General features: G+C 47.5%; 13 protein-coding genes. 7 read left to right on the top strand and 6 right to left on the bottom strand.

The genetic code is table 11. The features are described from left to right. Positions 1-2,778: 2,778 nt before the first annotated feature. The 6 genes from F566_RS0110945 (at position 2,779) to F566_RS0110920 (ending at position 13,897) form a co-directional block, all read left to right on the top strand. Entirely contained in the window at positions 2,779-6,735 is a 3,957-nt protein-coding gene (locus F566_RS0110945) for an RHS repeat protein (RefSeq protein ID WP_083921059.1), read from the top strand. A 126-nt stretch (positions 6,736-6,861) separates the two neighbouring features. Further along, entirely contained in the window at positions 6,862-9,552 is a 2,691-nt protein-coding gene (locus tag F566_RS35400; protein ID WP_157496738.1) for a LysM peptidoglycan-binding domain-containing protein, read from the top strand. A 12-nt stretch (positions 9,553-9,564) separates the two neighbouring features. After that, positions 9,565-9,924 (top strand): hypothetical protein, encoded by a 360-nt coding sequence (locus F566_RS0110935; RefSeq protein WP_020407027.1) that lies wholly within the window; start codon positions 9,565-9,567, stop codon positions 9,922-9,924. A gap of 332 nt (positions 9,925-10,256) precedes the next feature. Further along, positions 10,257-11,336 carry a methyltransferase domain-containing protein gene (locus F566_RS0110930; RefSeq protein WP_157496737.1) on the top strand — a complete coding sequence of 360 codons (1,080 nt, stop codon included), beginning with the start codon at positions 10,257-10,259 and terminating at the stop codon, positions 11,334-11,336. A 72-nt stretch (positions 11,337-11,408) separates the two neighbouring features. After that, positions 11,409-12,545 (top strand): twitch domain-containing radical SAM protein, encoded by a 1,137-nt coding sequence (locus tag F566_RS0110925; RefSeq protein ID WP_083921058.1) that lies wholly within the window; start codon positions 11,409-11,411, stop codon positions 12,543-12,545. Between the two features lie 68 nt (positions 12,546-12,613). Next, a complete protein-coding gene (locus tag F566_RS0110920; RefSeq protein ID WP_020407024.1) occupies positions 12,614-13,897 on the top strand; it encodes a glycosyltransferase in 1,284 nt (427 codons plus the stop codon). On the opposite strand, the gene F566_RS0110915 is transcribed toward F566_RS0110920, so the two are convergent. The 5 genes from F566_RS0110915 to F566_RS0110895 all read right to left on the bottom strand — a co-directional run bounded on the left by F566_RS0110915 (position 13,894) and on the right by F566_RS0110895 (position 19,529). Then, positions 13,894-14,664: a hypothetical protein gene (locus F566_RS0110915; protein ID WP_020407023.1), complete on the bottom strand. Its 771-nt coding sequence runs from the start codon at positions 14,662-14,664 to the stop codon at positions 13,894-13,896. The genes F566_RS0110920 and F566_RS0110915 overlap by 4 nt on opposite strands. A 276-nt stretch (positions 14,665-14,940) precedes the next feature. Next, a complete protein-coding gene (locus F566_RS0110910; RefSeq protein ID WP_020407022.1) occupies positions 14,941-15,318 on the bottom strand; it encodes a hypothetical protein in 378 nt (125 codons plus the stop codon). 289 nt (positions 15,319-15,607) lie between these two features. Further along, on the bottom strand, positions 15,608-16,441 hold the full coding sequence (locus tag F566_RS0110905) for a carbohydrate-binding protein (RefSeq protein WP_020407020.1): 834 nt from the start codon (positions 16,439-16,441) through the stop codon (positions 15,608-15,610). A 357-nt stretch (positions 16,442-16,798) separates the two neighbouring features. Beyond that, positions 16,799-18,361, bottom strand: a complete 1,563-nt coding sequence (locus F566_RS0110900; protein WP_020407019.1) for a M20/M25/M40 family metallo-hydrolase — start codon at positions 18,359-18,361, stop codon at positions 16,799-16,801. A 334-nt stretch (positions 18,362-18,695) separates the two neighbouring features. Further along, positions 18,696-19,529: an enoyl-CoA hydratase/isomerase family protein gene (locus F566_RS0110895; protein ID WP_020407018.1), complete on the bottom strand. Its 834-nt coding sequence runs from the start codon at positions 19,527-19,529 to the stop codon at positions 18,696-18,698. Positions 19,530-19,715: 186 nt separating this feature from the next. Between F566_RS0110895 and F566_RS0110890 the strand changes: the two genes are divergently transcribed. Continuing rightward, positions 19,716-20,177 carry a MarR family winged helix-turn-helix transcriptional regulator gene (locus F566_RS0110890; RefSeq protein WP_020407017.1) on the top strand — a complete coding sequence of 154 codons (462 nt, stop codon included), beginning with the start codon at positions 19,716-19,718 and terminating at the stop codon, positions 20,175-20,177. Positions 20,178-20,300: 123 nt separating this feature from the next. Here the strand turns inward: F566_RS0110890 and F566_RS0110885 are convergent, their stop codons facing one another. Beyond that, positions 20,301-20,933 (bottom strand): hypothetical protein, encoded by a 633-nt coding sequence (locus F566_RS0110885; RefSeq protein ID WP_020407016.1) that lies wholly within the window; start codon positions 20,931-20,933, stop codon positions 20,301-20,303. Positions 20,934-21,001 lie beyond the last annotated feature (68 nt).

The raw sequence follows: 21,001 nt of genomic DNA, 5'->3' as shown, positions 1-21,001 counted from the left end.
CCCTGAGCACGGACAGCCAGACACGGGTGACCCGCTATCAGTACGATGCCCGGGGCCAGACCATTCGCCAATCCCAGCGTCTGATGGTGGGCAATACCGAAACCTGGATCACGGAGACCTATGCTTATGACCACCAGGGTAACCGGATTGCGGTGACCGATGCCCGGGGCAACACCACGACCTTTGCCTATGATGACAACAACCGCCTGATCACCAAACTAACCCCCAGAGACTCGGTGGATGATGGTCAGGTGGCGGCTGCAGACCGTCAAGGCTATGTGATCCGCTACCGCTATGACAGCTTCGATAACCTGCTGAGCGAAACCCATTACACTACGGCGGTCTCTGTCTATGAGAAAACCGCGGCGGACTATGTCAGCAGTGGCGTCACCCTGAACAACGATGCCCAGGGCGGAGATCGCACCACCCGTTACGAATACGATGCGCTGAACCGTCAGGTACGCATTCATGTGCCGGAGGTGAACGGCCAGACCCTGGTGACCCGCAAGGACTACGATCGCTTCGGCAACGTGGTGCAACTGGTCAGCGGGGAAGGGCTGAGCAATGCCCAGATCAGCACGTTCGAGTTCGACGAACTGAACCGGGTGGTTCTGGAAACCAAGGCGGCCGGGACCGCCGAGGCCAGCACCACCGGCTATGAATACAACGGCTTTGGTCAGATCACCCGGGTGATTGATCCCCGTTATTACGAGCTGACCACGAACCTGTCGGAGTGGACCCAAGGCGAATTAAGCCGCCTGAAGAACCTGGCGCAGAAATACCTGGCCGACGACAGCAGCCTGTGGGCAAGTCAGCAGGCGAGCTGGCTGTCCAAATATGCCACCACGCTGAGCTTTTTGAATCCGGACTACCTGCCCAGCGGCTCCCATGTGGAAGTGTTGAAGGATATCTTCAGCCACACCCAGGATTTTGATCGCCGTGGCCTCAAGATCAGCGAGACTGATAGCGAAGGCTACACTACATCGAGTGACTACGATGCGTTCGGTAACCTGATTCAGTCGACGGATGCCGAAGGCCATACCGGCCACTTCTTCTACGATGCCCTCAATCGCCTGACTCTGCAGGTGGATCCGGCTGGCTATGTGCAGGGTTATGCCTACAATGCCAGTGGCCAGGTGGTGTCGAAAACCGCCTGGAATACCCCGATCAGCACCAATCTGAGCGGCAAGACCCTGGCCCAGGTGCAAAGCCTGCTGGTCAGTGATGCCAGCCATGACCGTCAAACGGCCAGCGTGTTCGACACCCTGGGCCGGGTGGTGGAGGAACAGGCCCGGAAAACCAGCAGCATCGTGGTCAGTGATCAGTATACCTATGATGCGGCCGGTAACCGCTTGAGCTGGACCAACCGGGAAAACCAGGTGACCCAGTACCAGTACGATGCCCTGGGCCGTCGCACGGCGACCATTCAGCCGAGCACCACGGTGGTGTTCAATTCAGACATCAACAACACGGCCGAACGGCAACTGGCCGAACAGGTGCGCTACGATGCCTTTGGCAACAAAGTGGCGGTTACCGAGGGCAGCTACTGGGATGCCGCCAGCCAGAGCTTCAAGACCATCACGGGGCAAACCCGGACAACGCTGTTCCAGCACGACAAACTGAACCGGGAAGTGGCAGTATGGTCCGCCGTGACCAGCATGGACTACTACAGCAGCACCGGCAGCTTGAGAAGCTACAGCAATGTGCGTCAGGTGACCTCGCGGGAGTTTGACCTGTTCGGCAACCGTCTGGTGGAAGTGGTCAGAGCTTATGAGGTCGATGAGAATGGTACCCCGACCACGGCGCTGGAACCGAAACAGAAACTGCTCTTCAGCTACGATGCCCTGAACCGATTAACGGTTCAGGTGAATACCACCGGTGGAGTGACCACCTATGCCTATGACGATCAGGGCAACCGTATCCTGGAACGTCAGTACGGAGAAGAACTCGCCAGCGTCAGCACCAATTTGTTGGCCGACTTCTTAAGTCAGGAGACCGACGACTATCGGGAATTGACCTCGGTCTATGACCTGAATAACCGGGTGGTGGAAACCCGCACCCGCTCTGAGACCCATTTTGATCTGGCCCTCAAGGCAGAAGATATCGCCGCCCTGGCCCAGGGTGGCAGTGCTGGTGGTCTGTATGATGACGGCTACAGTAGCGGTGCCATCCGGACCTTCAACCTGTATGACCGGAATGGCCAATTGGTTGCCCAGACCGATGGCCGTGGCAATACCACCCGTTACGTCTACGACTCAAGGGGCGAGAAAACCGCTCAGCTGGAGGCCGGGGTCATCCATTATGACAAAGACTCGGCGGGTTCGTTAAATGTCAGTCGCCATCATGCGCTCACCACCTGGAAGGTGAATGGTTTTGGGCAGATCACCGAAGAATACCGTTATGCCTATGAGGCGAAAGATCCGGCGATGTACGCCACTTTGGATGAACTGAAGGCGAATATTGCAACCCAGCGCTCGGCGGCAGAAACTCAAGCAGCAGCACTGGCGGGTCAGGACCTGGCCGATCTGGCCAACGAAGATGTCCTGGCCAGCCAGGTACAGGCGGATCGTCGCAGTGTGGCGGATTATGATCAACTGGGTCGTAAGATTCGGGATATCGTCTACAACGTGACAGACTACAGCCTGAGTGGTAATGCCCCGGTGAAGACCGGTGCGTCCACCCGGACCACCGAATACACCTATGATGACCTGGATCGCCTGCGCACCACCATTGCCCCGGGGGATGGCGGAGTAATGGGGCGTACTACCGAAATCCGCTATGACGAACTGGGCCGGGCCTCCATGGAGCTGGGTCAGCACCACTCGCCACGGCTCGGTGGATGCCGAAGACCAGACCCAGAAAGTGGTGTACAACCTGCTGGGCTATGTGCAGTCCGAAGAAGATGCCACCGGTGCGGTGACCCACTACAAGACCGACATCTTCGGTAACAGCGTACAGAAACAGTGGACCCAGACCCAGGCGGACAACAGTACCAAATCCTATCACTACCAGTACTGGTATGACGCCCAGAACCGGGAAGTCAAACATGTGGATACCACGGGGCTGAGCCACGAAACCCGTTATAACGGTTATGGGGATATCGAGGCCAAAGGGGTCAATGGCCAGTACCAGGAACAGTACAAATACGACAAGGTCGGTCGCCTGTTCAGCACCAACAAGGAAACCGGAGCTCCACAGCTGTATTTGTATGACCGGAACGGCAATGCCACGGCGGAATTTATTCTGGTGGATGACAACCTGACCAACGAAGCGGGTGACCTGCTGAACCTGGCGGAGATCGATACCCCCGCGCAACTGCAGGCCCTGTCAGTACTGCAGACCCAGATGATGGTGAGTGTGTTTGATGAACGTAATCGCCTGACGGATACTTTTGAAGCGCCGCACGAATATCAGGAGCTGACAACACAACTGCATGAGGATCTCGTCGACAGTGGTTGGACGTCTGGCATTAATCCTGACGATTGGCAGTTAAGCACGGCTGATGTAGGAGGCATGACCTTCAATGAATTAGGTCAGCCCATATTTACTGACTCCGATAATATCCAATTCAAGAATGAAAAAACATCTGATGTCACTGTTGATCTGCCAACATATTACTCTAGTCTCCCGGGGGCTGATCCAGCAGTAATAGCTCAGGTTGGTGTAGGCTCTAATTTATCAGATGTTAAAGGTGGCATAGACAAAGATATGGAGTTGTCTAATGCATTAGTAATTGTTGGATCGTCTTACGAAAATATAAATCTGACTTCATACAACTATAGTTATGATTCTGCTTGGAAGAGAGAGGCTATTGTAGACAATGGTCTCGATGAAAATGGCAATCATACATTTACTAAAACAATTGTAATGGTTTGGAAATTTACTGAGGCTGACAGTAATGATGTAACGCATAACTATATCTATCGGGATATAGAAACACAACGTTATCTTTTTGACGAAACTTTTAATGTAAGTGAAGAAGAGCTAACTGAAGCTGTATTTGATTCTAATGACGGAAACTATGTAGTAAATTTGACTTTGAACCGAGGTGGGGAGTTTTTGGTTACTGGACATCGCGATATAAGTCACAAAATGGCCAGGGCATATTTTCAGAATAGGACAACTACGAATTATATAAAAGAATATGAAAAAGGAAGTGTGAAAGCTTTCGGAAAAGGCTCAACATCGGTCAATGTTAATATCGATAGATGGGGAACAAACTACCTGTACGGTCAAGCCACGGAGATTTCTTTTACTGCGAATTACAAAGTTAATCCTCCCAGTCAATTAATAAACTTGGGTGTTAAGTTGTATGCTTCGCTGTGGGTGGGAAGTACTAAGGCTAGCGGGAGTTCTCTGATTTCTTCAGTAAATGGAACTACATTAACCCACAGTAAGTCGCATTTAAAGGCATCAAGTACATATACCCATACTATAAAAATTCATGCGCCTGATTTGGGGAATCGGCTGTTATTCCAGAAAAGCTATACTATTGGAGGGGCTACTTCTGACATAGCAACCACTATCAGTGGCACAAATACGACGGGTTATATAAGAATAAGTGAGCCCAATGATTCAGGGAGTGCGACTGTATCCGCTAAGTTAAACGGTACTATTGTTAACGGCATAAATCCTAGTGCAAACAGTAAACTTATTTATATTCCTGTAGCCACTACTGGCAACTATGCCTTGGAGTATGTTACCAAGAACGGGAGCACAGTATTAAATGAGGCGAAGGCTGATGTTAGCATAGCTAACTCGTCAGGATCTGCGGGTAACTATAAATATAAGATCCAAAAACAGGTAATTACACACAAGCAGGGATTCGCAGGTCTAAATAATACAGCTGTCATTGAGGATAACCTGGAAAACTGGACACTGGAAAATAATCAACAGAGGACTGTTGCTCAAAATTATCGCGCCAGTTGGATTCTGGGGGATCACAGCAGTTACCAGATCCACAAACGTCAGCGATATAACGCCTTTGGTGAGGTGATTGCGGAAGTCGATGGCAATGGTAACCAGACCAATTCCTTCTACGACGCCCAGGGGCGTTTAACCCACAAAATCGACCCAAAAGTGGAAGTGGCCCAGGATCATGTCGCCAATGGCGAACTGAAAACCCTGGAAGCACACCCGGTCACCCGTTATTACTACAATGCCCAGGGTCAGATGGTCGCGACCGACGATGCCAACAGCTACCTGAATGCCAGAGATGAAGGCTATTCCGTGGAGCAGGACCAAGGCGCATACTACCGCACCCAAAGCTTCAGCGGTGGCAGAGTGATCTCTGAGCGGGATGCTGCCGGTGGCAGCAAAACATATCAATACGACGCGTTAGAGAATCGCCGGGTGATGATCGATGAACTCGGTCAGTACCATCAGTACAACTTCGATAAGGCAAACCGGTTAACGGAAACCCGGAATTTTGCGTCCCTGTCGTCCTACAGCACGGGTACCCGGTCGGCGGCCTATTCCTTCGATGCCTATGGCTATGATGAGCAAGGCAACAGGATCACCCATACCAATGCCCTGAGCTATGTGGAGAAATACCGCTACGACGGTGAAGGCCGCGTCATACAGCACACCAGTTTTGATGACGGTAATGTCAATAACAATGCCGCACGCTGGGAAGCTCGTGAGACGAGTTATTACTATGGCTACGATGCGACCATCGGCAATGGGCTGGGCGGTTTTACCAAAGAAACGGTCAACGGTCTGAACTCTGAGAGTGATGCCAACTTCAAGGCGGCCCACACCCTGTTGGATAAAGTGGATTACTTCGGCCGGATTCGTGAACACCGGGACTTGGGCGGTCACCTGTTTACCTACAATTACAATCAGGCGGGGTGGCTATCCTCACAAACCGGAAGCACAAATACTTATTACGACTCTAACGTGATTGAAGATTCCACAGGAATTCAGAGCAATTTGCGAACTCGTAGAGATCAGAATATTCGCTACGAATATTACGCTAACGGCCGCCTCCGGCGTGTGCATGATGATGGAGTTAATAGCTATGCAGATTTTAGGTATGACGCCAATGGAAATGTAATAAGTGAAACTTATCTAGATAACGGCTTTAGTAGCATTGATGATACCTCAGTTCCTGATACTGGAGTCCCCTATCAAAGTGTCAATGCAACGTATGATGCGTTAGGGCGAGTGAAGACCATTGTCGATTCCTTGGGGCGGGTCGAATCCATCGAAGACTCTGGTCAGTACAATTTGGAATACTTCTACGATGCGGTAGGTAACCGGCGCAGAGTGAAAACCGTCTACGATAACTATATCGTGTCCGAGAATAGTGTGGGCGCGAATATACAGACTCAGGATTTCTATTATCTCTACGATAAAGAAAACCGCTTTACGGTGACCATGGGGGCTCTCAACAGCAGTGGTGAGATTCGGGCCGGCAATACCGGTTACCAGTTGACCTATGATGCCATGGGGCGTCGAACCAGCAGCTACAGCGCCCTGAAGAACAGTGATGGACGGCCAGTTGTGGTCAATGAGAAGTATGTCTATGATGACAACAGCCGGGTGGAGTCCGTCTGGCTCCACGATGCGGAGTACGAGAACAAATCCGGTACAGGTATCCGTTACAACGGCAGTGTGGATATGGGGAATGGCTTCCGTCAGATTGCCTACCGCGACAATGATGCACTCGGACGTACAGTCAATCACTATCAGTATATTCATTATACCGATGACAATGAGGTGATTCATCAGTAGACCTGGAGTCGTAATGAGTATGACTACAACGCCGATAATCGAGTGGTCCATGATTATACTCGCTCGAAAAAAGGCGACGACAAAACCCGGACACTGACCTACACCTACCTGAATGACGGCTCGACGGTGAAGAGCACCTTCTATAAGGGGGCAGGAGAAGAACTGGATGTACAAACCAATTACTTCTATAACGCCCGGGACCGCTTTGACAGCTATAAGGAAAGCCGCGTAGAAATCGATGCCATAGGAGACAACGTCGGTAAAGGGACTTCTTATTATGCCTACAACGCCAACGGCCATAATCTCTTTGTGTTTGACCATGTTGAGGACAGGTCTCTGACTTACATTAATAACCATCGCGGCCAGATTATCCAACGGGATGAGATCGACTGGGAAGCGCGAGGTGAAGAGAAACCTATCCGGCGTAAGTTCTTCTATCTTGACGGGATTGTACGTGGTGATATTGGTAACGATGATGTTGCCTCCCGGACAGACTATGTCCAGCATCTGGCCAATACAGGCGATAAAAACCAAGTAATAGGGCAGCAAACTCGGTATTGGAGAGGTGGTAATGGCGATAAGCCACGGATACACAGCTATGAAGTTGATGTCAAAGAAAGGATCGGCTACTCCAATATGAAGCGGGTCGTACCGGTGACTTCGGCGGACTTCGATCAGAACTTTCAGCCCATTAACCCCGAGTACCCTGGCAAAGCTTCTAGCTATTACACCACCGCAGAGGGAGACACCCTCCAGGCAATTGCCGCCAGCCAGTGGGGAGACAGCAGCCTGTGGTACTTACTGGCCGATGCGAATGGATTCTCCGGTGCCGAGACGCTGACAGCCGGCTTGAATCTGGTGATCCCGAATGTGGTGACCAACGTTCACAACAATGCGGGGACTTTCCGGCCCTATGATCCGGGGCTGGCGATTGGGGATACCACGCCGACATTGCCAGAGCCCCCTCCACCGCCTAAAGGTGGTAAGTGTGGTGGGGCTGGGATTATAGTGACCATCATTGCTGTTGCGGTGACAGCGATTGTTGCGCCATATGCAGCTACTGCCATCGGCAATGCAATGACTGCCTTGGGGACCGCAGGGACCACAGCGGGAGGATTCGGTCTTGGGGCTATGGCCACTTCCACAACGGTGCTGTCTGCAGCGGGGAGCACTTTTGCGACCGCCGCAGGCTATGCGGCAGGTGCAATGGTCGGTAGTGCCGTGTCGCAAGTGGCAGCGAAGGGAATGGGAATACAAGATCACTTCTCGCTGAGAAACGTTGTGCGGAGTGGGATCACAGCGGGTGCGACAGCCGGTTTCGGCACCTACGCCCTAATTAATAACTTACCTCAGTTAGCCACCAATATTGGAAGTGCGGCGGTAGCTGCCGGAGCTAACTATGCTGCTGGCAGTATCACTGACACGGCGAAAACGTTCCGTTGGCGGGATGTGGCTACTTCCTTCTTGACCAGCACAGCATATTCAGGACTTGGTTCGAATACCGGTAATACATTGGTAGATAAGGGAATCGGGGGCGCCGCTAATTCCTACGTCTCTTCTTTAGCGGGAAGCTCGAAGATAGCACATGAATCTATTCATGGGTTGCTAGCAGGGACTGTTAGTGAAGGCGTACGAACGGCTGTCTTTGATAGTAAAGATTATCGCCCGGACTACGTTGGCATGATGGCGGGTGTGCTGGGGAATACGATTGGATCGCTGGCCTTGGCGGGGATTGCTGGGGGGAGAAAGACTTCACAAAGCTTAGAACAGGATTCAGTTATTGGACATTCGATGAGGCAATCTACAGGTCTATCAGATGAGGCATATGAAAGATTTGAGATGTATGCTTCATCGATTGGTAAGACGCTTTCCTCTTATGAAAAGAATGTCGAAGAACTTGGTTTCTTTGGCGAATTATGGAATATGGCTGTTGGATTAGTTGGTTACGAGCTTGGTGAAGATGGAAAATATTTCTCAACAGTTGAGCGAGACTTAAAAGCTTATATATCAAACCCTGAAGAGTATGTGATTGCAAAAGATATGATGTCGGTAGAGACCAAACTCATGACATATCTTGCTGTTACTGATAAACGAGCACAAAAAATTTTAGCGAAAGAAATTGGATTGGCGAAAGAGGAAATATCTGATTGGGGAGCTGCTGAGTTGGCACCTTTAATGACGGCAGCGGTAGTATCTGTGACTACCGCAAAGGTGTTAAACGGAAACAGTAGAGCAAATTTCCAAAGTTTCAGACAGTTTATCGGGGCTTCTGGGGAAAGAGGGCATGTTACCCAATTGTTAGGCTATTGGACTAAAAATGTTGATGGCTCTCGTTCGCTAGAAGATGCAATTTGGACTGCAGAAAGACATGGTGGTTTTGGTGATGCATTGGACGATGTTGAAAAAATTAGAGAGGACATTGTTGAGTTGCAAACACATGATGGATTGAATATAAGATTTGTTTCTATTTCAGACAAAGTATTCGACATTGAGCATAAAGATAAGGACGCATATTATTTGCCAGGGAAAAAGTATGATCCGAAAGCACCAGGGTTTAATATAAACAAAAAAGAAACGTTCGAAAGCTTCTTCGGTGGGAAAACAGTAACTGTTCAAGTTAGGAAGTCAATTTTTGAAAGTGATAGGGCTATAACTGCTGTCTTAGGACATGAGTTTCATGAATTAAACGGATTGTTCAAGAAGATGAGATCAGGCATGCAAATTGCTTCTATTCAAAAGCACATAGATGAGCTTCATGATTCAGCCGTGGCGCGTTCAGACAAACTTGTTTACAAAATGATGAGTAATGGTTTTTGATGAGACTTGGTTATGACTAAAGTTGTCGATGAGGTCCTGATTGAGGCAGTTGAAGTTTATAAGACTTTGTATGAAACTGGCTCGAAGCAGAGTAGTGTGGATAGCTTGATTAGGCTTTGCACTGAAGAAAATATTAACAAAGTAATGGAGGTATTGTCAGATGAAATAAAGGAAGATATGAAAGAAGCTGTTAAGTCTCCATCTAAGAATGAAGATGATTTGATTTGCTTTTCGAGTGGAATATACAAAGCTGATTATTATGAAGATCTATCTGACAAAGAAATTGAAATGAAGATAAGAGCAGACCGAGAAAAAGAAAAGAAAACCATATTTGATAGTCTTTGGTTAGTACACAATTATTTTAATCGGTGATTCTGAGGGTGTTCAAAACAGAAAAAGGACATCCACAAACCAATTGACTACGCTGTACTCAACTTGTAGTCCTTTGTCTATTTAAATATCCAGTATTAAGGTTCAAGGATGACCCGTGCCAGAAAGGAACTCATTTCCCTCCCCGATACTCGTTACTACCATTGTGTTGCCCGTTGTGTTTGCTTGAAAGGGGTCATGGATGAGTAATACAAGAAAAGCAATCGGATAGGAAACTATAGTCGTTGAAATATTGTTATCCGCATACTTTGTCAATTTTCTCTAACGATCCTGTATACAATCGCGAAGGAAATAAAGCCTCCTGAAGTAACATTATGAATAAATATCTCTCCCTCACAGGAGGGCTTATATTAAAAGATACGAAGCCTTGCATAGTGGTTGATGCTGATAGTGAAAACTTCGCCCCGATCAACAATCCCGCATATTTGAGCGTTCTCGAGTCATTTATTCATGAACGTTCTCTGGAAAAGGCATTTCTAAGTCTGCGCCGCCTGCGCAACTGCAACCCAACGGAAAGTTCTTTGGAGATGTTAAGGCTTTCAGAGGAACTTACTTCACTTCATATCTGTTTAGGGGACGGCCAGCTTCTTGTCAAAAAGGGTGAAGATTATTTTGATCTTACAGATTCAAGCAGAGAGTCGTGCCAAGTACTCACCAGCCTTTTCTACAAAAAGTCTTTTGATCAAGTTTGGACTACCCCCCTCTCGCTCGACCAGTTCAAGAAATGGGTAGGAGAGCTGACGGATCTTGGCTTACTTTCTCCTGTGGTTGGCCATCTCGATTGGGGGGATTTCAACAGAAAGTCACCCTTTTGCCACTCATTCGGTTTTTCTCGTGGAACACCAATTGATCGATACTACCTCGATAAATTTGTCAGTTGCATTCGTCACCAAGTTAAGGGGGTGACTATTGAAATTGGAGGTGTATCGGATAATCTGCAAAACTATGGTCTTGAAAGGGTGACATCCTTTCAAACTGTTGATATTGAGCCGGGTGAGGGCGTCAATATTGTCGGGGATATCCATGATCGCTCAATCTTGGCACCTGAAAGTGTAGACAGTCTTATTATTTTTAATGTTCTTGAGCATTGCCATTCGCCATGGCAAGTGGCTGAGAATATTCGATACTGGCTAAAGGAAGGTGGAAAGTGTTTCGGCATGGTTCCCAATGCGCAAAGGCTGCATAATTTTCCCGGTGACTACTGGCGGCCACTACCTGATGGCGTTCGGCATTTATTTAAAGAATTCAGTCAACTGGAGCTGGATGTATATGGAAATCCCCAAACTGTTGTTGCGAGTTTTATGGGGGTTGCGGCTAAAGAGTTAACAGCCAATGAGTTGGATGCAACACATCCCGAATATCCTGTCGCTACATGCTTTATTGCCATAAAATAGCACTTCTATTTTTGTTGATCTATTAATTGATAAATAGCCTGATTGTTGATGTCGGGTTGAGATGTTCTGTATATGTCTGAGACGTATAGTTCTTTGTGTATCCTTCCGTGGCTCCATGTGTATGTTGGAGTTAGCGGTAGTCTCCAGTCATGCTGCATTCCGCAGATTCCCCAAAAAAAGCTTTCGGAAACTACTCCTTCAGAGTTTTTACATCATCCAAGTATGCATTCCATTCGTCGCCAAATGTTGAAAGGACAATGGCCTGAGCAATGTTTGCCTTGTAAGAAATCTGAGGAACTTGGATTAGCCTCGTTCAGACTGGGCAGCAATCAATTGTTTAAAGAAGAATTTGACTCACCTAGACGTAATCCGTCAGAGTATTTCGTCACTTTACGGTCTGTCGACCTTCGCTTTTCCAACACTTGTAACTTGAAATGTCGATCATGCAATGGCTTTAGCTCAAGTGCATGGAGAGATGAGCATAATCTCATCTACCCTGATTTTCCCGTTGACTCGAAAGTTCTCAATCTGGATATCGATTTATTAGAAAAATATGAATCTCTGAACCAGTGCATATCCGATAGCGATCTCTCGGGATTAAAAGAGATAAGTTTCGCAGGTGGTGAGCCATTATTGATTGAGGCTCAGTACAAGTTTTTAGAACGCCTTATTCAGATGGGGCGAACTGATATAATATTAAGCTATACAACCAATTTGAGTCGTTTGAACTATAAGCATTGGAATGTGCTGGAGTTGTGGCAACAGTTCGAAAACGAGAATTTGCATCTGAGTCTGGATGGCGTTGGGGAAAAAGGAGAATACATACGCCAGGGGCTGGATTGGGAAAGATGGTTAGCCAACGTGCAAAAGGTTAGACAACTTCTAACTCATGTTAGAAGAGATATTCACTTCGTCGTTTCTGTTTTCAATATTCTAGATTTAGCATTCCATACCTCTGAAATTATACGGCTTAATATTATTTGCTCGGATGAAAATGGAAACTATCCTATAGGTTTCACCTGCCTCGATTGGCCACCCTATCTTGATATCCAGGTTTTACCCTCAGACTTGAAAACAGAAGCGAAGAATCGCCTTTACGAGTACATCGAAACTAGTCGTCCATGTAGCTCACTTAAAAAGGCTTTACATGGAATCATTCAATATATGGGAAGGGAAGAAAGGTGTGCTGATTTAGGGGCCAGTTTTTAGAAAACACGGGGATATTGGACCAGTCTCGAGAGCAGAACTTTCGAAAGCTGTTTCCTGAATTAGGAAAGATGGCAGATAAAGTTGACCTATATGACTCTAGTGCGTTAGTGCTGAGTGGGGGGATCGAAATGGATAAAAGTGAAACTTCCAGAGCGCAAAAGCCTACTGCATTGCTAGGTTGGGAGTGGGGCGAAGGGTTGGGCCATCTGAACAACCTGAACTTTGTTGCAGAAACTCTTCTGGAAGAGGGCTTTGAAATTGCCATTGCTGTAAGGAATAAAAAGGCTGCATGGACTGTGATCAATAACCCTCTCATTAAAATCATACAAGCTCCACCTTGGTCTCGTCGTGAGCGGGCAAAGTTTTTGCAGCCACACGATATTGCTGGAATTCTCTATAATATTGGATTTACTGATCTGAATTGCTTGCAACGTTGTATCAGTGGATGGAAAGCCATTATCGATAGTCATAACCCCTCACTGATCGTGTCTGAGTTTGCCCCCGGACTTCTTGCAGCCTCAGTAGGGTCATCAATAAAGCGCGTGAGTATCGGAAGTAGCTTCGCTGAGCCTGACCCTAATAAAACTTTGATGGAATTCAGAGAAAGGTATCCTGATCCTATTCCTAAGGATTATCAGTTGAGTGTGCTGGATAACTTGAACCGAGCTCTGGCGAGGCTCGGAAGCCCAACATTGGAAACCCTGAATGAACTATTTCTGACCGATCAGACGATAATTACCAGTATTCCAGAATTAGATGCCTACGGTTATAGGTTAAACGCTCATTACTTGGGGCCAATTAATGGTATTCAGAGTTGTCGCGGGATTGAGAAAACTGATAGAAACTCAGCACCTAGGATCTTTGTTTATTTGAAAACAGAATCTGTGTTTTTTGATACTGCAATGGACGCACTTTCGTCTCTTGATATTGAAGTGATTGCATTTGTGCCGGGGGTTAAGCACCACCAAGTTCAAAATTATCTGCGACCAGGGTTTACAGTATCCGATTCGCCATTTGTTATCGAAGAAGCACTAGCATGGTGTGATTTGGTTGTTCATCACGGAGGAAATTCTTTGACTGGTCAGAGTGTGTTGGCGGGTAGAGCGCAGTTGTTGTTTCCAAACCATCATGAACAACAAGTTACTGCTGATAGGGCTGAAGCTAGTGGTATGGCCGTGCATCTTAACTCCCAGGATGTCGACCGGGTTAAATCGGTATTACGAAATTTACTAAACGCTATAGGGCAATTTCAATCAAATACTCAAAATAATATTAACTATATGCATATGACCAGTGAGTGGCAACGCAATACGGTAAAAAACCTATTAATAGATAGTGGATATTACTATTAAGTGAAGTCTACTTTTTTTCGGTAGTGTGGAATGGTTTCAGTTGGATCGCATCTTTCTGGAGAGAACCAGGGGATGTTGCCTTTAATTGTAATAATATCCAATACTATCTGTTGTCTCAGACCAAAAAAACCTGGTTTCAGGTGCAATGCTTTACGCGGATCGGCAGAAGAGTTGCAATCCGCCAGTTCGCCAAGATTATGAATGATCGGCTTGTCCGGGGAGCTGAAGCTTAGCAACACATCTTCAAACATGCCTATTTTCCGAGCATGATTAATTCCCAGGTGTTTCAGTAAGGTAAAGGAATTAATAGCATGCTCTTTAGTGCAGGCGTAGGCTCGATTAAGAACGTCGACGCGGCCATCTTCACCAAAAATATTGTCCCTGACCTGTAATCCAATATTGGTCTTCACAATTCTTTGGCCCCAAACTCCGTGAGGAGATGATGGATTGTTAAATAGAGATTGAATCAAGCTATCAACCTGCTCAGTTGTCAAAAATAAATCGTCATCGACTGAGATAAAATATTCCGCATCGTCGTGGACTGCAAACTCAAACCTGATCCATGGCGGATAGTGAACTATCTGCTGCCTGAGAGAAAGCTTTGGGTGGTCCTTCAAGTATTCTCTAAGGTCAATGTCAGGATTGTTGTTTGAAACAATGACTTTTGAAATGTGCTCAGAAGCCGCTAATGCATCAAATATCCTTTGAATATTATCGGGGCGCAGATAGCTGAGAAGAATGGCCGTGACTTTGGTATTGGAAGTCAATCGAAGTAACCTAGGTTAAATTAAATAACGACAATGCATGGATTTAGTGAGCGTTATTATAAGAAAAACAAGGGTTACCTGGAAAGATACTATATATCATATCAGGCCCTCACGAGGGCCAAATGAGCATTTTTATAGTTTCGTGTCCTATATTCTATCCTGGGACCAGATATCGTATGAAACTTCGTTCCTTGTCATTGAGGTTTTGGAACCTTCCAGCCTTTTGAAACAGGTAAGAAGAGCAAATAATTCCCGCTGGTAAGTGTGCAATAAACATTACTCCGCAGCTTGCAGTCTGCGGAGAATTGTCCAATGAACACCGAGCAAAGCACTACTGACTATTATAAATATCAGGTACTGAATCAGAGACTGTTTTCCTTCTCTGGACTCTGATTCAAGAGTGAGTGCAAACTCTTCCTGCCGCATGCTGGTTAGTTCACTTTCTGATGGTTTCTTGACCTCTTCTTTGTCAGATTGGTGTCTGTCCCAATAGAGATTGTTGGATTGATAACGGGTGAATTGGTAGGTGTTCAGTGTAGTTTCAGGTGACAGTATTTTGATCATCGAATACCCTCCACTGGAGAGGGTGATGAGTAGACAAATCACACAGGAAAAACACACCGTCAGTGTGTAGACTTCAAGCTTTGATTTCATTGATGAGATTCCTTGTCCAGGCTATTGGGCTATTTGATTCAGGTTGTCGGCCGATGATCATTGAGATCTTAGCGTCCGACAGCATGATGCAATTACCTGGCATCTTGATGCTGATTAATGACTTTTCTGGTAGGAATTATGTGGAAATATGATGACAACGAATTTTTATTGAACTGGCAGATCAAGACGAACGCGAGTTTATTGTCGAGTAGCTTGAAGTAAGTTTATTTTATTGGATTCGTAAAGGCCCACCCCGACAAATATTGTCAGGACGGGCCAGAATCACTAATTAGTGATGCAACACTGATACCTGGTAATTCTGTCCGAAATTATTATCCCAGTAAGTTTGACCGTTAACCTCATAAGAGATGACAAACTCAATCTGATCGACGGAGATATCCTGCATTTCAGGGCCAGTTGTGGTCATACTCCAATACTCAACACCGTGGGGATTGGGGTAAGTAATCCAGCTATATCCCAGCATACGGCCGTGTTGGAAAGACAGGTTACTGATATGGGTGGTCTCCCAGTCATCGGTTGTATAGTGGACTTTGACATCCTTGGTGTAGCCCAGGTTTTTCAACAGTACACCGACACTGAACCGGCCATCGAAGTGTGTGTTGTTATCCCCGTAGTTGGTGTCATAAGGGGCAACGGCACCAGCATAATCTACCAGTATAGTGGGGCGGATATATTCGCCTGACCCGGCCGAAATAAAATAGTTCCGCTGTTGATTGTCATCCAAGTAGACGTTGCCATCAGCCTCGTATTTTATCCTGAATATCAGGTTTAGTGGCTGTTGTGCCGGCTCATTCGGGTGATGAAGCATGCGTGTCCTGGACAGTTGCCATACTTCTTTTTCCGGGCTGACCATATGGCTGAAAGATGCCTCAAGCTCTTTCCATTGCCCATCATCATCGAGGTAACTGATAGAGACTTTCTTTTCGTAGGCAAGATTGTCCACCAGGATATCCATGGTGTAGGTCTGCCAGGTAAAACCATATTTCCCGTGAATGCGGGAGTCGGCTTTCAACAGTTCGACTTCCTGTGCCGAAGTTACGGTGACGCTGAGTGTTAGAAAAAGAGCCATAATGCATTGCAGCAATGATATTGAGCTTTTCACTGTTTAATCCTTTACATAAATGAAGTTCCCACTCGCATAGCATCGATTTTTTATGCTTATGCCTGCCAGCTGCATGGTTGAGGGAGATTAACCGGATGTATTTCCAATTAAACCTGATGAGTATCGCCTCGACTACGATTACCGGGGATCACTATAGAGGGGAAGTGCTTTTTGATGAAGGGGGACATAGGTGCAAGTGCAATGCACATTACCAATGTGCAGACTATCTGGTTTTTTGGGTATGAACAGGTTGAAACAAATGCTCAGTTAAGACGGTGTGTTTGATTGATATACCTTGGGCTGAATGAGTGATAAACCCACGGAGCTCATAGGCTCCGTGGGTAGTATCCATTGATGCTATTGAATCTGAGTGTAAGTCACTTCGAGCTCATAGCTGGAAGATGACCAGCTATAGCCTCTGACCATTACATAGACCTCGTCTTCACCCGTCGGTACCTTGAGTTCGCAAGTTTCAGAGGAACCATTCAGATAGGGACGGCAATCATAGTAGGTTGTCGTTGGGGCTGCACCTACCCGAACATAAAGATCGGCATCATTGGTACCCGTCATAACGGCACTGAAGTCTGTGCCCTCGGCGACTTTAAATGGACCAAGCTGGTCTTCAGCGCCTCTGCTGACGTTACCTTCGAAGTTTTCGATAGTCTCATCGCCTGGATCCGGGTCTGGATCGGGATCAGGGCCTGGGTCGTCAGTGAAGTCACCCTTGGCCAGCTCTGCCACATAAGCGGCGGCCAGTTTTCCGAAGTTAAGCGCGTGATCGGCGTTATTACCGCTTTTGTCCAGAGTGTCCTGGGCAGTATGAATATGAGGGTTGTGGCCGTTAAAGGTAGACTCAAACGGGAATGAAGCAACGTATCCCTGGTTGTGCCAGGAGGCATGGTCAGAGCATCCGTAGCCACATTCACTGTAGCCCACCGTGACGGAGGGTTGATAGGTGCTGGCAAGATCTGCCAGGAATTGGTTCTGGGAGGAGTTGGTGTAATCCTGCATCAGGTAGATATCGCCACTGGACCCCTTGTAGTTGGTCATATCCAGTTGCAGAACCCCAATGACATTTTTGCCCTGATTACTGAAAGACTGCGCGATTTTTTGAGAGCCTCGAAGGCCGACCTCTTCTGCCGCATAAGCCATCAGCATGACCGTTTTGTCGGGCTTGTACCCGGTTTCGGTCATCGCGGTGATGACGGAAGTCAGGGTGGCGATGCCGGAAGCGTCATCATCTGCCCCTGGCGCACGAGTATTCTCGCCCGTGATGGAACCGGCAATGGAGTCCTGGTGTCCGCCGAGTACGACAATTTCATCAGGATCGGTTTTGCCTTCAATCGTCATAATAACGGATGGCTGTTGCCAACTGTGGTTGAAGAACTCAACCGAAATGTCATCCCGTGAGCCGGCCAGGGTTTCCCACTTGTTTTTGATCCATTGAGCGCCCTGTAATCCACCGGACGTGGTGTAATAGCGATTGGTGAAATTCGCCAGACTCTGGATAGTGGAGCGGATATCGGGCTCCTTCACCTCGTTCTGCATGGCCATAACCACTTCAGCGTTATCAATGCTGTAATCCGGTGGCTGTACTTCGGCAGCGGAGGCCATCATTGATCCGAATAGCGCAGCGCTTTGTGCAAGCTCCTGGGATTCATGGGCGATAAAACCACCGCAGCGGTTCAGCTCGCGGTGCATCATGGCAGAGATGGCAGGTATCTGATCTTCGCTGACTTTAAAGGCGGACACTCCATTGGCGGTGAAAGTCCGGGCTGTGGCTTGTTCTACCATTTCGGGGAAGTGGCGTTGGATGGCACTGAAACCGTCGGTATCAGTTGTGATCCAGACATCTTCTGCCTGCGCCAGTTGCGACGCCGCCAGCAACGCTGGAACGGTCAGTCGTAGGTACTTGTTCATTGGTATCTCCTTCCATAGAAGCCATTCCTACCTCTACAGTCGTCCACGGTCAGTGGTGTGCTGCAAGGAAAGGCAATATATTATTGTGCCTTGCTAGGGTAGGGGGACAGATTGTGTCCGTTCCCTTGTGCCAGCCAACGATTATTATTGGAGTGAACCGTGCTGGTCAAAAAGCACTCTAATAAAGCGAAGCAATTTTCACAATAGGATTTTAAATCTAAATCAGGTTTTATTACTTTTGGGATGATATGTCACCTATGGCGTTAGGATATACACAGCTTTTTATCGCATCTACAAGGTGTCCTATTGTTACTTCTGTTGTTAGATCCTGGTATCAGCGTTCCAGAAATCGGCTGACGGCCTCCTGGTGATATTGAGTGGTGAAACATGTCGGCTCTATAAACTCTTCCAGTTCAATGGCCTGATCCCAGGTAATATCGGCAGCTCTTCTTAATAAGGTTTTGGTCATGCCGACGACACTGGAGGGGAGTTGATTGATTTTATCGGCGTAGGCGATTGCAGCATCGATCAAGTCATCATGTGCGACTACCTGATTCAGTATACCGAGATCCAAGGCCTGATCGGCGGATATTTCCCGACCTTCCAAATAGTATTCCATGGCTCGTTGATAGCCCAGTTTGCGGGTCAGGTACCAACTGGTACCAACCTCCGGTGTCAATCCTATCTTTCCAAACGCAGGAACAATCCGGGCTTTCTCTGAACCGAGCAGGATATCCGATGCAAAGGCAAAGGAAAGCCCAACACCTGCCGCCGCACCATTGATGGCTGAAATAACGGTTTTTTCGGAATGCTTGATCAATCTGGCGATCCCTCCGAACTGATAACGTATCCAGTTCCGCATGATCGTCACCCCTTCAGGTGACTGTTGGCCGATACTGTCGTGTGCCATATGCATGAGTTCCATATCGCCTCCTGCGCTGAACGCCGGATCCGATCCGGTCAGGATAATCGCCCGGACATCGTTATTGGTGGATGCCTGTGTCAATTTCTCCAATAACTGAACAGTCATGGGGCCGCTCAGGCAATTCAGACGATCAGGGTCGTTCATCGTGATCAGTGCATAATGGCCTCTGATGCTCAGTTTCACATATTGGGATTCCGTTTCTGAAAATCGATTGACCAGATCATGGTAGGTATACGTGCTCATGTGCTTTTCTCCGTTATTGTTTGGATAGACGTCAACATGGTACGATGACGTACTATAATGGTACTGTATCGTACTAATATGTCTCGAGCAACTGATCACTGGTTTGATTGGGCTGAATTTGCAATGCTTATGTTCTGGGTGAAAACAATTGTTCCGGTGTGAAAAAGCTGTTCTGATGCCAAAACAATGAAGCAGGGTGAAAGTTCTTTGGACGACAAAGCGTTATTTTTTCAGATCTCGGTGATCAACAAGGCGGTGCAGAGGTTGCTGGAGCGGCAGCTCAAGTCTGAACTGGATGCCAATTTATCCGTCAGTCATGCGGACATTCTGATGTATCTGAATCTGTACCGTCAGGCGACCGTCACTGAGCTTCGAGAATTTCTCGGTGTTACCAAATCAACCATGACGGTGCTTTTGAAGAAACTGGAAAACCTGCAGTATATTCGTCGGGAAGTTGATGAAACAGATAGACGAAAAACCTGGATCTATTTACGTGCGCCACTGCAGCCCAAGCTTGGTAAAGCCAGGGATATTGGTGAGGAATTGACAGAGCAGGTTCTGAAAGATCTGACGGCATCCGAGAGAAAGGAACTTGCCAGGTTGCTGGCCAAAGTTCGTGCAGGGGTGGAGCATATTGAGGTCAAATGACAACCGTCTCGACTTGAGCTTCTAGAGGTTAATGGTATCAGCCAAGAAATCTACCCTGTCGGTGCCTGAAGGAATTGAACCCAGACGCCGGCAGGGAGAAGTTTGGTTTCTTTGAGTAAGTGCTTAAAGCGTTGCTTTTTTCTCCTTTTCCTCTTTAAGCAAAGCGACAGCAGCTTTAATGTCCTCGGCCAGGACTCCTTGCTCAGTATTACCCGGTACGGGAAGTACCATAAAGTGAGTACCCCCTCCGCTGGTTCTTATACTGGTGGCGACAACCGCATCTGCCGCGCTGGCGGTGCCAAAATAGTCCGCAATAATGTCTTCCGGTTTCTCTGCAATACCGCTGAGCCGGTCGGCTTCAGTATTATCAAAGAGCAGTATTTCACCGGACTGCGACAAACTGCGTAGAACCTTCTCGGTCTGCAGATCAAACGGATAGGTGCTGATATCAATGTATTTCAGTTGCTCTGACTCAATATAGTCATATAACTCTGAGCTTAGCTCGGTCGAGGCCTGTGATATCCAGGGGCCGGTATCCTGCGGGACAACGTCTTCCTCAACCACTACCTTGGCTTCCTGATCTGTCGAAGCGTTTGTAACTGAGAGCTTTGAAGAACTGTCTTCGATGGCAATGGAATCGGCGGAATGGCTGGCGTGAGAGGTGTCGGCCGCGCCTTCCTCCGTTTGGAAAAAGTAAATGCCGGTGAGCATTAGACAAGCGGGTACTGCCAACAGTGCCAGTTTTTTTAAGGGCATATATACCTCCTGATTCTTGAGAGCGCTATCGGGGGCGGCCCCCGATAGCGTCAATCAAATCAAGTCGT

This window comes from Hahella ganghwensis DSM 17046, assembly GCF_000376785.1.
In the GTDB taxonomy this organism is placed as follows: domain Bacteria; phylum Pseudomonadota; class Gammaproteobacteria; order Pseudomonadales; family Oleiphilaceae; genus Hahella; species Hahella ganghwensis.
Note: the sequence above shows the minus strand (reverse complement) of the source record. Positions and strands in the feature narration are given on the sequence as shown.

Bases quoted from the DNA above. Each gene is read 5' to 3' on its own strand.
- F566_RS0110885 (WP_020407016.1), bottom strand. From the start codon at position 20,933: ATGCCCTTAAAAAAACTGGCACTGTTGGCAGTACCCGCTTGTCTAATG.
- F566_RS0110945 (WP_083921059.1), top strand. From the start codon at position 2,779: ATGACGAACTGGGCCGGGCCTCCATGGAGCTGGGTCAGCACCACTCGC.
- F566_RS0110890 (WP_020407017.1), top strand. From the start codon at position 19,716: ATGAAGCAGGGTGAAAGTTCTTTGGACGACAAAGCGTTATTTTTTCAG.
- F566_RS0110895 (WP_020407018.1), bottom strand. From the start codon at position 19,529: ATGAGCACGTATACCTACCATGATCTGGTCAATCGATTTTCAGAAACG.
- F566_RS0110930 (WP_157496737.1), top strand. From the start codon at position 10,257: ATGAATAAATATCTCTCCCTCACAGGAGGGCTTATATTAAAAGATACG.
- F566_RS0110900 (WP_020407019.1), bottom strand. From the start codon at position 18,361: ATGAACAAGTACCTACGACTGACCGTTCCAGCGTTGCTGGCGGCGTCG.
- F566_RS0110935 (WP_020407027.1), top strand. From the start codon at position 9,565: ATGACTAAAGTTGTCGATGAGGTCCTGATTGAGGCAGTTGAAGTTTAT.
- F566_RS0110910 (WP_020407022.1), bottom strand. From the start codon at position 15,318: ATGAAATCAAAGCTTGAAGTCTACACACTGACGGTGTGTTTTTCCTGT.
- F566_RS0110920 (WP_020407024.1), top strand. From the start codon at position 12,614: ATGGCAGATAAAGTTGACCTATATGACTCTAGTGCGTTAGTGCTGAGT.
- F566_RS0110925 (WP_083921058.1), top strand. From the start codon at position 11,409: ATGTCTGAGACGTATAGTTCTTTGTGTATCCTTCCGTGGCTCCATGTG.